At 61.4% G+C, this 11868-nt stretch carries 7 protein-coding genes and 2 pseudogenes; 5 read left to right on the forward strand and 4 right to left on the reverse strand.

The features are described 5' to 3' along the window. Nucleotides 1-23: 23 nt before the first annotated feature. Entirely contained in the window at nucleotides 24-1178 is a 1155-nt protein-coding gene (locus AC5RWO_RS05850; protein ID WP_498730060.1) for a ribonuclease activity regulator RraA, read from the reverse strand. 21 nt (nucleotides 1179-1199) lie between these two features. Next, on the reverse strand, nucleotides 1200-2285 hold the full coding sequence (locus AC5RWO_RS05855) for an IS110 family RNA-guided transposase (protein ID WP_498730061.1): 1086 nt from the start codon (nucleotides 2283-2285) through the stop codon (nucleotides 1200-1202). A 472-nt stretch (nucleotides 2286-2757) separates the two neighbouring features. Between AC5RWO_RS05855 and AC5RWO_RS05860 the strand changes: the two genes are divergently transcribed. Beyond that, nucleotides 2758-3957 (forward strand): IS110 family RNA-guided transposase, encoded by a 1200-nt coding sequence (locus AC5RWO_RS05860; RefSeq protein WP_498730063.1) that lies wholly within the window; start codon nucleotides 2758-2760, stop codon nucleotides 3955-3957. 124 nt (nucleotides 3958-4081) lie between these two features. On the opposite strand, the pseudogene AC5RWO_RS05865 reads toward AC5RWO_RS05860, so the two are convergent. Together AC5RWO_RS05865 and AC5RWO_RS05870 are read right to left on the reverse strand one after the other, a co-directional pair. Beyond that, a pseudogene (locus AC5RWO_RS05865) lies at nucleotides 4082-4722 on the reverse strand (IS256 family transposase); the annotation flags it as partial. Between the two features lie 238 nt (nucleotides 4723-4960). After that, nucleotides 4961-6292 carry an ABC transporter substrate-binding protein gene (locus AC5RWO_RS05870; protein WP_498730065.1) on the reverse strand — a complete coding sequence of 444 codons (1332 nt, stop codon included), beginning with the start codon at nucleotides 6290-6292 and terminating at the stop codon, nucleotides 4961-4963. A 416-nt stretch (nucleotides 6293-6708) separates the two neighbouring features. Here AC5RWO_RS05870 and AC5RWO_RS05875 point away from each other — a divergent pair, with 416 nt between their 5' ends. The 4 genes and pseudogenes from AC5RWO_RS05875 (at nucleotide 6709) to AC5RWO_RS05890 (ending at nucleotide 11748) form a co-directional block, all read left to right on the forward strand. Next, nucleotides 6709-7416 (forward strand): GntR family transcriptional regulator, encoded by a 708-nt coding sequence (locus AC5RWO_RS05875; protein WP_498730066.1) that lies wholly within the window; start codon nucleotides 6709-6711, stop codon nucleotides 7414-7416. Between the two features lie 105 nt (nucleotides 7417-7521). Further along, a pseudogene (locus AC5RWO_RS05880) lies at nucleotides 7522-8424 on the forward strand (IS5 family transposase). A gap of 584 nt (nucleotides 8425-9008) precedes the next feature. After that, nucleotides 9009-9914 (forward strand): dihydrodipicolinate synthase family protein, encoded by a 906-nt coding sequence (locus AC5RWO_RS05885; protein WP_498730068.1) that lies wholly within the window; start codon nucleotides 9009-9011, stop codon nucleotides 9912-9914. 199 nt (nucleotides 9915-10113) lie between these two features. Then, a complete protein-coding gene (locus AC5RWO_RS05890) occupies nucleotides 10114-11748 on the forward strand; it encodes an aldehyde dehydrogenase (NADP(+)) (protein WP_498730070.1) in 1635 nt (544 codons plus the stop codon). Nucleotides 11749-11868: the final 120 nt, after the last annotated feature.

An 11868-nucleotide genomic window follows, 5' to 3' on the forward strand; every position in this document is an offset into this window, starting at 1 on the left:
TGTCAAGGCAGGCTAACGAATATTCAGGAGGAGCGAGAGGGAAGCTGATCCCGGTAAGCCTGCAGCATCTGTTCGTCAGGCGGATACGTACCCCGAAGCGGCTTGCCTCCTTCGACCTGCATGAGAATAAACTCTTCGAGCTTCTCCTGTTCCAAAGCGTCAAGTGCCACCGATTCCGCAAGATGCCTGGGGATGCACACCACGCCATCTCTGTCGCCTACGATGATGTCCCCCGGGTACACAGCTACTTCAGCACAGGCGATCGGAATCTGGCAGTCAACGACATGATGCTGTGCCAGATTGGTCGTGGGGGAAGCGCCCGCAGAAAAGGTTGGCAAGTCCAGCTCCTCGAAGCCAGCCATATCCCGCAAGGAACCATCCGTAACGATTCCCTCAGCGCCTCGCAGCCGCAGCCTGGTCGCAAGGATATGGCCCAATGAAGCCGCCCGCTTTCTCCCTCGTGAATCAATCACCAATACCTGGCCTGGTTCCACAGACTCCACTCCCCTGCGTTGCGGGTGATCGTAGTCTTGAAAAATTTCGGGCACGTCAATGTCCTCCCGCGAAGGAATGCACCTCATCGTGAAAGCTTCTCCAACCATCCGCGGTCGAGCAGGGTTAGAGAAGGCCAGGCCCTCCAAATAAGCATTTCGAAATCCCCGTGCTAGGAGCTGCGTAGTAATAGTCGCTGTGCTGACTTGACCTAACGCCCGTTTCGCATGCTCGCTCAGAGGAGCGGATGATGTCCCTGACACCCCTGTAACGTCCGTTTGTCCTGCAACCTCTACCGGCATCCTTATTCCTCTCAAAGAAACGACTTGGTATACCAAGATACCGAGGATCACATTACAGGAGGAAGCTGTGACATGAAACACCTCCCCGCTACGAGCAATATTTAGCGAACATGAACAGGCCGACACGCCAACGTTCCCCGCGCAACCGCTGATTCGACCCCCGAAGAGGCGCGGCCGCAATACAGGCGACTTGCACTGCGATCGCTGCAAGGCCAATGGCGAAGATCCGGGTTTATTCTCCTTCGCGCCTGCCCGCTCGGCGCAGTGTAGACCGGTTTGAGCGCCTTGATGACCCCCGTTACCTTTCTTATAGCCCCAAAACGAGCAAGAATCGGGGTTGCTGGCCTGTCGGCCCCGGCATGATCTAGTCCCCCAGTCGACCATGATCCGAATCTTCTATATCAGTCAAGCGAGCTGCGGAAGCGTGATCGCGTCGGCGTGATGCGCGTTGAGTGTGCGGTAGAGGCGCCGGGCGAGGTAGCGCTTGAGGCAGCGGCGGATCTCACGCGAAGTCCTGCCCTCGGCCGTCCGGCGCTCGGCATAGGCTCGGGTTGCCGGGTCATGGACCATTCTGACGACCGTCGCCATGTGCAGGGCGCTGTTCAGCCGCCTGTCGCCGCCCCGATTCAGCCGGTGCCGGACGGTGTTCCCGGACGAGGCGGGGATGGGATTTACACCGGCGAGGGCGGCGAACGCGGCCTCGGAACGGACCCGGCCCAGATGGGACCATGCTGTGTAGACCACTGCAGCAGTGACCGGGCCGACCCCGGTCACCTCCAGCAAGGCTGCTGCGGGACTGGCGGCCAGAAGCTCGGTGGTACGCGTCTCGTTGTCCTTGAGTTCGGCGCCGAGAATAACGATGCGCTTGGCGAGACGGACCGCCTCCGTGCGGGCGGTGGCTTTAGCCAGGTCCTCTTCACGCCTGCGCCAGTGTGAGATGTCGATGATCTGGCTGTCTGTTAAAGGCCTGCGGGCGTCGATGTCCATGTCGACGCTGCGCAGGAGGGCCGTAAGGGCGTTGACCTTGGCGGTGCGCTCTATCGTCATCTGTTCCCTGGCGGCCACGAGGACGCGCAGTGCGGCCCGTACGCCATCGTCCTGACGAGGGATCCGCAGCTCGGATTCCTCGAGCGGAAGTGCTGCGGCAGCGATCGCGGCCGCGTCCGGCGGATCAGATTTCCCGGCACCGCGCCGGGCCGTCGCGTACGCCCTGACCCTGGGTGCCTCCACGACACGGTAGCCGGATCGTATGACGATGCCGGCCAGCAGCGCACCGTAACTGCCGGCCCCTTCGATGACCCAGAGAGCTCCGAGATCGCCTCCCGTGCGGCGAGCTGCCCACGCGATCGCACGGGATCTGCCTGCGTGCGTGTTCGGGAACCGCTCGGTGCCCAGATGCTCGCCCTTGGCTGTAAGCACAGCATAGGTGTGGGTGCGGGCGTGCGTATCCACGCCAATGACGAAGGGGCAGTTGTGCGCAACAGTGGTCATCGTGATCCGGGATTCCTTCCTCGCAAACGGGTAGATCCTTTTGGCCGCGGTACGGCCGGCGTCACCCGGGCGGAGGTCACTCCGAGGCACTCCTGTGACGGGCCACAGCCCTGAATCAGGTCCGGGCATTCTTCTAATCAAGCCGTCGGTGTGGGCCGAGCAGGCACCGGCCGCCATCCCCAAAACCGGGCAATTCGGATCCAAGGCCCTCCAACGGGCCGAGGGGGTGCTGAGCCACAGCCAAGAAGAGGCGGCCAGTACCTACTCTGCCAGCCGGTCCCGGACCAGCCACATCAAGACTCACAGGGGGGGTGCTGTCACCGGGGTTCGATAGGCACCAGGGGATCGCTAATGGGGACCAGACCAGCCGCAAACACCACAGCGGCAGGCCGGCCGTAACGTGGATGCCGAGCTCTGGAGCCGCAGGACATGCCAGCGCTGTCGCACTGGATCCAATTTCCGGAGGTAAGCAGTGATCAAGGACCACGACACGGTCGATGTCTTCATCGGCGTCGACGTCGGTAAAACCAACCACCACGCCGTGGCCCTGGACAAAAACGGCAAGAAACTCCTCGACAAAGCAGTGCCGCAGGACGAGGCGAAACTGCGCTCGATCATCGACAAACTCGCCAAACACGGCACCCTGCTGCTGGTCGTGGACCAGCCCGCCACCATCGGCGCCCTCCCGGTCGCCGTGGCCCAGGCCGCCGGCATCCTGGTCGGCTACCTGCCCGGCCTGGCCATGCGCCGCATCGCGGACCTGCACCCCGGCGAAGCCAAGACCGACGCCCGGGACGCCTACATCATCGCCGAAGCCGCACGCACGATGCCGCACACACTGCGCTCGATCGCCGTCGCCGACGAACAGGCCGCGGAACTGTCGATGCTCTGCGGTTTCGACGACGACCTGGCCAAGCAGGCCACCGCCGCCTCGAACCGCATCCGCGGGCTGCTCACCCAGATCCACCCGGCCCTGGAACGGGCCGTCGGCCCGCACCTGGACCACCCCGTGATGGCCGAACTGCTGCGCAAATACCCCGGCCCCGAAGCCCTGCGCCGGGCCGGACAGAACCGGGTCGCCGCATTCATGGTCAAGTACGCCCCGCGCGCCGGCAAGCCCTGGGCCGAGGAGATCTTCGCCGCCCTGGACCAGCAGACCGTGGTCGTCTCCGGCACCGGCGCCGCCGGCATCGTGCTGCCCCAGCTCGCCGCGCAGCTGGCCCAGCTGCGCGCCTCCCGCACTGAGGTCCTGGCCCAGGTGGAAAAACTCGTGGAGGCCCACCCTCTTCACGAACTCCTGACGTCCCTGCCAGCGGTCGGCGTCAGGACGGCAGCCCGCATCATCACCGAGGTCGCCGGCAAGGAATTCAAGACCGCAGGCCACCTCGGATCCTACTCCGGGCTCTCGCCCGTTACCTGGCGCTCGGGCACATCGATCCGCGGAGACCACTCCTCGAAAAAGGGCAACAAGATCCTCAAACGTGCCCTGTTCCTCTCTGCCTTCGCCGCGCTGAAAGACCCGGTCTCCCGCGCCTACTACGACCGCAAACGCGCCGAAGGCAAACGGCACAACCAGGCCCTGATCGCCCTCGCCCGACGCCGCTGCGACGTCATCTTCGCGATGCTGCGCGACGGCACACTCTACGTGGCACCCCAAACCCAGGCCGCCTAAAAAGAGCGAGCCACCAGCGGGCGGCGACCGCCGCCGGCCGCTACTCCCTGCCTAAAATCCCGACCTGATGCAGCAACGAAAACCAGCCGAACCGATTGACAAAGAACATAGGGACACCCCCCCCGTCGCGGTGCTGCCGGCCGGCGTAGCGGAAGCTGTTGCCGATCAGGTGCACGATGCACTGCTGCACCACCGTTCGCTCCCAGGTGGTCGTGATCGGGCTCCGGCAGCCCTTCGAGCCCGTCGCAGACGGCGATGAGCACGTCTGCCACGCCCCGGTTCTTCAGCTCGGAGAAGACCTGCAGCCAGAACCGGGCGCCTTCGGCGCTGTGTCGGCCCAGATGCCTAGGATTTCCCGCTCCCCGTTGGTGCTCACGCCCATGACGACGTAGAACGGGGTGTTGTGTACCTGACTGTCGCGGACCGAGACGGCGATCGCATCGACGAAGATCACCGGGTAGATCGGATCCAGCGGGCGGGCGGACCATTCAGCCAGCTCACCGGCGACCTTCTCCGTGATCCGGCTGATGGGGTCCTTGCCAGAGCCGACCTTGGCCCCGTAGACCTCCTCGAAGTGCGCGGCGATCTCCCCGGTCGTCGAACCCCGGGCGCTCAGGAAGAGCACGATCTGATCAATCCCGTCCAAGCGCGGTTTCCGCTGGGCACGATCACCGGCTCGATCTCGGTCAACACTGTCTTGAAGGCCTGGCGTGCCTTTGCCCGTGGTGACGGCTGCGCTGGGGTGTGTTCCTTCGCTGCGTTCTGCAGCGGCGCGTCCACGGATCTGGGTGTTTCGTTGGCCCCGGTGAACCAGCGACTGTCCCCGGCGGATAAGTAAACCGCTTGAAGTAGCTGAGCAGGTGCAGAGCCACAGTCTGTCCCTGTTACGCAAATGCAGCACCTCCGGGAGTCAGTTTCTTGATCGAATCTGTCTCTCGGAGGTGCCGTTCAGTAAGTTCTAAATTTTATGACCTGGCGAAACTCTCTTTTCTGCCATCCGTGGTCACTGACTCGCCTTGTGCATATCGGCCACGCGCATTTCATCGCCGGTAGCTGAATTAGGCTCATACGAAACAGCAGGACTGAGAGCAAGCATCGCACCGACTTTGACCATCATTGCGTCTCGAACAATCTCTTCGCGTTCATAAGCCAAAGCCTCCGCAAATGCTTGGGCTCTTTTTTCCCCGGTCGCACTTTCGCCGGCTGCGATTAGTGCATCCAGTTCGGGAGTTCCATAGCTGCTTTGTCCACCTTCACTTCCGAGATTGTTTCGCAAAGTGAATGAGGCGTCTCCTGCTTGGTTTCCGTGCATACCCATGAGAAGCCGCGGACCACTGTCAGTGGGAACAGGTCGCAACAAGTGCTGGAGCCAGGTATTTACATCTCCCATCTCGACCTTTACGTTGAGTCCTGCTTCGGTGAGGCTATTTTGGACAACTTCCATGGCTTCCCCGGCTCTGGGGTAGAAACCAGTGCGGCCAATGATGGTGATCTGCTCATCGACGGGAACACCGTCAGCCTTGGCCTCTGCAATCAGCGCTTTGGCCTTTTCCATGTCGTAAGGCCATGGCTGGATATCCGGATTGTGGCCCGTTACCCCCTCGGGAACCAGTTGAGTTGCTAACTTTCCTTTGCCTGCGAATATGGAAGCCAGAAGCCCTTCCTTATCGAGTGCATAGTTTATGGCTTCTCGCACTCGGATGTCATTCAGCGGCGCCTTACCTGCGTCCATCCTCATATAGGTCACTTCGTTGGTGTCATATTCGACTGCTGAATCGCCTGCCCCATCTTCTGGTGACAATGTGATCGCAACGTCGGCTTCGTTATTTAGCACCATTGCCGCCCGGATCGTCCCCTCCGGCCGCCACGAATATTCAGCCGTTGAAAAGTCCGGCAGTTCGCCCCAGTAGTCATCAAATCGCTCCAGGGTCAGGCTAGTACCAGGTTGCCAAGCGCCAACTTGATATGGGCCGGTTCCGATGGGTTCGCGGACCTTGTTCTCCTGGTCAGTGGTAACCGGCACAATGCCGACGAAGGACAGCTTGAGCGGCAAGATAGGATCGGCTGTTGCCGATGTAACTTTGAGTTGCGAATCGCCGACGACTTCCGTTATGAGCTTTTGGTCAGCGAAGAACTGCCCAGTAACGTCACAACCTAGATCCGGATTCATCATTCGGTCTATGGAGAAAGCTGCAGCCTCCGCGTCGAAGACTGTGCCATCGTGGAATTTAACTCCCTCTCTCAGGGTGAAAAGCCAGGTCTTCTTGTCTAATTGCTCCCATTCGGTCGCAAGCGCGGGATTCAGCTCGCCAGTGGCGGGATCTCGCGATGTCAACCCCTCCGAGATATTGGATCGCGTTACCAGCCCTGTTGAGTTCTGGGAACTTTGGCACGGCTCGAGCGTAGGCGGCTCTTCTTTGAGCACTATGCGAACGCTGTCGGCGGAAGCGGTCTCATCGGATGCCGTCCCGACTGAGCAGGCTTGAAGCCCAAGCACCACAGTCAGGAATGCGGCCGTGCCTAATGCACTAGGACGACGAAGGCGTGTAGAAGTCAAAATTCTCTCCAAACTGTTAGCGACGTAGGAGCTACATTGCTCTCCGCCAATCTTTTTGGTCTCATATACCATATATGAGATACTTGTTGTGTGTCAAACCTCACAGCTGGCCTTCCTCAGCGAGATGGGAAAGCTCGAGATCATATATCGCATACGCTGTAGGTAGGCATCTGGAAGCGACGGAGGTAATTTCGGTGAATGGGAAACTGGCCCTTCCTCAATCGCGAATAGAGTTAGTACTGGAGTCAATTCGCCAGTCAATTTTGACCAACGAGTTCGCTCCGGGCACCGCCTTAGTAGAGGCGGAACTGGCCGAGAGGATGGGTGTCTCGAAAACCCCTGTTCGGGAAGCGCTGAAGATTCTTTCGAACACTGGACTTGTTCAATTTCTCCCGTACAAGGGTGCTCGAGTCCAGATGGTGGACGCGGAGTTCATCTCCGCGGTATGCGACTTGCGACTAGTCATGGAGCCCGAAGCGGTGCGCCGATCCGTTGGGAGTCAATCCCCTTCAACCTTGGAACAGGCCGGGCAAGTCCTTAATGAAGCTCGCCAGTCAGTAGCGGCTGGCGACCGCGCGAAGTTGAGCATCCTTAATCGGAAATTCCATTCGCTGCTGTATCGGGATTGCGGCAACCACCTGATGAGAGACGTGTTGGATAACTTAAGGGATCGTACGGCACTCATCAGCGTCATCGGCTGGCAAACGTCGGAGACTTCGGAGTCCACCCCTTCTTATGAAGTTGAATGGCGTGAGCACATGGCGATGTTGGACGCTGCACGTGATGGCGACGCTGACTTGGCCGGCTCACTAGTTGACGGTCACATTCGTCGCTTCTGCGAGCGGAGCCTGCAATCGGTTGGCCGCACGCTCAGTGCTACCGCGTCCCCAGCCGCCCCCTAGCAGACCAGAAGCGCATACTGGTTTGAAGGTATGCGCCTCCAAGCAACCGCGTGGGCAAAGCGGGGCACAGCGAGGCGCTTAGGGCGTGTCTCTTAAATGAGTTGAATGTTGGATGGAAAACTTGGAAGCGTGTCGCGTTTCGAGGTTTTCACTGATGAGCAATGGGCCCGTATTGAACCGATGCGCCCGTCTTGGACGGGCAGCGCGGCAGGCCGTTCCGGAATCACCGCCAGGTCGTTGAGGGCATCGTCTACCGATACGGTGCGGGATCGCCTGGCGGGATCTGCCGCCTGCGTTCGGCCCGTGGCAGACGGCGTGGAAACGTCACCGGCGATTCAGCCGGGACGGGACCTGGGACCGCATCCATGCTTTCCTGATGACAGAAGCGGACGCGGCCGGCAGAGTCGATTGGACGGTATCGGTGGGCTCGACGATCAACCGTGCGCACCAGCACGCGACCAACCTTCCCCGCACCACAGGGGGAGCCAGGGAATTACAGGAAACTGCTTGAAGAGCCCGACGATCACGCGGTCGGTCGTTCCCGCGGCGGGCTGAGCACGAAAATTCACCATGCCTGCGATGGGAGGGGTCGTCCGTTGGCCTTCATCATCGGTCCCGGTCAGGAACGACTCCCGGATGTTCCCGCAGGTCATGGACGTGATCAGTGTCCCGCGGGCCGGCGGCGGCCGGGCGCGGACCAGGCCAGACGCGGTACTCGGCGACAAAGCCTACTCTTCCCGCGCCAACCGTGAGCTGCTGCGCGCGAAGAGGATCAAGACTGTGATCCCCGAGCCCAGGGACCAGATCGCCAACCGTAAACGCAAGGGCTCCCGCGGTGGCCGGCCCGTGGACTTCGATACCGAGGTCTGCAAAGGACGTGCCGCCGTGGAACAGTCCTTCAACCTCTTCAAGCAATGGCGCGGGATTGCAACCCGATACGACAAGCTCGCGCTGACCTACCGGGGAGGAGTCGCGCTCTACGCATGCCTGATCTGGCTACGCCAATAAGGAGACACGCCCTAGTTCGAATGCATGATCGGGGCCCTGAGGCGAGCCAGGAGGCCCAAAGGGATCCTGTCCTCCCGAATTCCAGACACTCGCTGCCGTAGTATACCGCTGACACCCCTGCGTTGTTTGTTGGCGGTGATGTAAAACTGCCCACGGGTCAGAGAATCTAACCGTGGGCATAGGTGAAATGCGGGAAGAGCCCGTGACCTTCGAAACTGCTCAGGCCCAAGGCTGCGCGTCTAAAGCCCTGGCCTCCCGCGCTACGACGGCATATTCTGCCGACTCTGCCCTTAGAACCGGGCCTCAATTATCAGCGGGCGATGAACTAACGCCTATCGTCCAGCTGGCATCGGATTTTGCTGCTCCACCCGATTGCTCTCCAGGCAATCGGTGTTTTTGGCGTGGCCACTAGTGGGCAGTTTCCCGTGGCCGCCAACAATCGGCCGTTCCATGCGCGGAGAATGACCACGTCATGGGCGACTTGGCCTAAAAGAAGCATGTCGAAAAGTTTTTGGATTATTGGTGTCATTCATCACATCTGATGTATCATATATGAGATACCAACCCATTTGAGGAGCAGAATAATGTTTGAAAAACTACGTAGCCAGCTAGCGGGAGTTGTTGCTATCCCTGTTACTCCCTTTGGTTCGGACGGCAAAGTCGATTCTGATTCGTACACCCGGATCATCTCGCGGATGGTCGAAGCGGGCATTGAGGTAATCACGCCCAACGGAAATACGAGTGAGTTCTATTCACTTACCGCTCACGAAAGACAAACCTGCTTAGAACTATCGGTAGGTGCGGCCGGACCCGAGGGTGCGGTGTTGGCTGGGGTGGGGCATTCAGTTCCAGAAGCCGTAGAAGCTGCAGAAGCGGCCTACCAGGCTGGCGCCAGTGCGATCATGATTCACCAGCCCGTTCATCCGTACCTAAGCGTGGAAGGGTGGTTCAATTATCACGTTGCCATCGCCAACGCTGTCCCCCAACTCGGGGTCGTCCTTTACATCCGAAACGCCCGTATAGATGGCAATACGATTGCCCGTCTAGCTGATGCCGCACCGAACCTAGTCGGCGTTAAATACGCAGTCGCGGATCCCGTCCGATTTGCGACAGTACTCAGGGAATGCGACCGCGATGAGCTTGTGTGGATTGCTGGCCTGGCGGAGCTGTCAGCACCAGGCTACTGGGCCGTCGGCGCTACCGGATTCACTTCCGGCTTTGCGAACGTAGCTCCCACGCTCTCCTTGCAACTACTTCAGTCCCTGCGCGCTTCTGATACAGGAAGTGCAATGAAAATCTGGGAACTAATCCAGCCGTTCGAGGAGTTGCGGGCGCTGAAGGATTCAGAAATGAATGTCTCGGTTGTCAAGGAATCGTTAGCACAAATCGGCCTGTGCAGACGAGACGTGCGTCCGCCGATCAGTGTCCTTGAGGCCGGCGACCGTCAGCTGGTCAAGGACATGATGGTGAGCTGGGAATCAGCGCTGTGAACATCCCTTGACAGCCAGCGAGAGCTAGATGCGCTACGTCGAACTAGACTGCGGTGAGTACTGGGACGCCCGAAAGAGCTTGATCTAAATCGGGGCTAGGTACGCACTCCTTATCCCCAACCGTTCTACATATTGGGAAAGCTGCCTGATTTATCTCCCGCAGCCTCCCCTAATGTCGAGACAGGACACGGAGTTATTTATGCACGTCAATGGGCAATCGATCATATGCGGCCGGGGCGTCGCAGGCCTGGACGGCGAGGTCAATGCCACCAATCCGGCCACCGGCGAAAAGCTTGAGCCTGCCTTCGGCATGGTCAGCGTGGCGCAGCTCGAAGACGCCAGCAAGGCCGCCGAAGCAGCCTTCGACACCTACCGCGCCACTTCCCCCGAGGTGCGCGCAGCGTTCCTTGAGCGCATCGCCGACAACATCGAAGCCATCGGCGCCGAGCTGACGGAACGCGGCACGGCCGAAACCGGCCTGCCCGCCGGCCGGCTGGAAGGCGAACGCGGCCGCACCGTCGGCCAGCTGCGGATGTTCGCCGCCGTCGTCCGTCAGGGCGACCACCTGCAGGTGCGCATCGATCCGGCGCAGCCGGACCGCAAACCGGCGGCGCGCCTGGACATCCGCCAGCGCCACATTCCGCTGGGCCCGGTGGCCGTGTTCGGTGCCAGCAACTTCCCGCTGGCGTTCTCCACCGCCGGCGGGGACACAGCCTCCGCTCTGGCCGCCGGCTGCCCGGTGATCGTCAAGGCGCACAACGCCCACCCGGGCACTGCCGAACTGGTGGGCCAGGCCGTGGCGAAGGCTGTCAAGGACAGCGACCTGCCCGACGGCGTCTTCTCGCTGCTCTTCGGTGCCGGCCGCTCGGTCGGCCAGGCGCTCGTGGCGGATCCGCGCATCAAGGCCGTGGGCTTCACCGGCTCGCAGGCCGGCGGCATCGCCTTGATGAAGACCGCAGCGGCGCGGCCGGAGCCGATCCCGGTGTACGCCGAGATGTCCTCCATCAACCCCGTGTTTGTCCTGCCCGGCGCCATCGCCGACGACGCGGCCGCGCTGGCCGGCGACTTCGTCGGATCACTGACCATGGGGGCAGGCCAGTTCTGCACCAACCCCGGGCTGGTCTTTGTCCCCGAAGGCAAAACCGGCGACGCCTTCATCAACGCCGCAGCCGGCTCGCTGCGTTCCTGCGCGGGCCAGACCATGCTCACACCGGGCATCGCCGGCGCCTGGAAAGAAGGCGTGAAGGAACTGGCAGCGGCAGACGGCGTGGAACAGGTCGCCGAGGGCACTCCGGGCGCCACCGAGAACGCCCCGGCACCGCGGCTGTTCAGCACCACTGCGGAGAACTTCGCGGCCTCCCCGCGGCTGCAGGAGGAAGTCTTCGGCGCGGCCGGGCTCTTCGTGCGCTACTCAGACGCGGCCGAACTCGCCACCGCCACCGAGAACCTCCAGGGCCAGCTCACCGCGACCGTCCATTACGCACCGGGAGACGAGGCAACGGCCCGCGAGCTGCTCCCCGTACTGGAGCGCAGGGTCGGCCGCATCCTCTTCAACGGCTGGCCCACCGGCGTCGAAGTTGGACACGCCATGGTCCACGGCGGGCCGTTCCCGGCAACGTCCGACTCACGGTCCACCTCCGTAGGCAGCCTGGCCATCCACCGCTTCCAGCGCCCGGTCAGCTACCAGAACGTTCCGGCCGAGCTCCTGCCGGAACCGCTGCAGGACAACAACCCGTGGAAACTGAACCGCCGCCTCGACGGCACATTAAATGCCGCTGAAGAGCCGGCTTATACCCGTGGATACCGCCCTCTGCGAAATGGCGGGGCCAACTAGTGCTGGCCTATCTGAGAAAGCGGATTCTCTCCAGCGCGTTGCCGTTGGTTGCAGTGATCGTGGGAGTGTTCGCGCTTGCCCGACTGACCGGTAATCCGGCAAACCTGTATTTGCCGCTGA

This window comes from Arthrobacter sp. B055-34 (assembly GCF_059090425.1).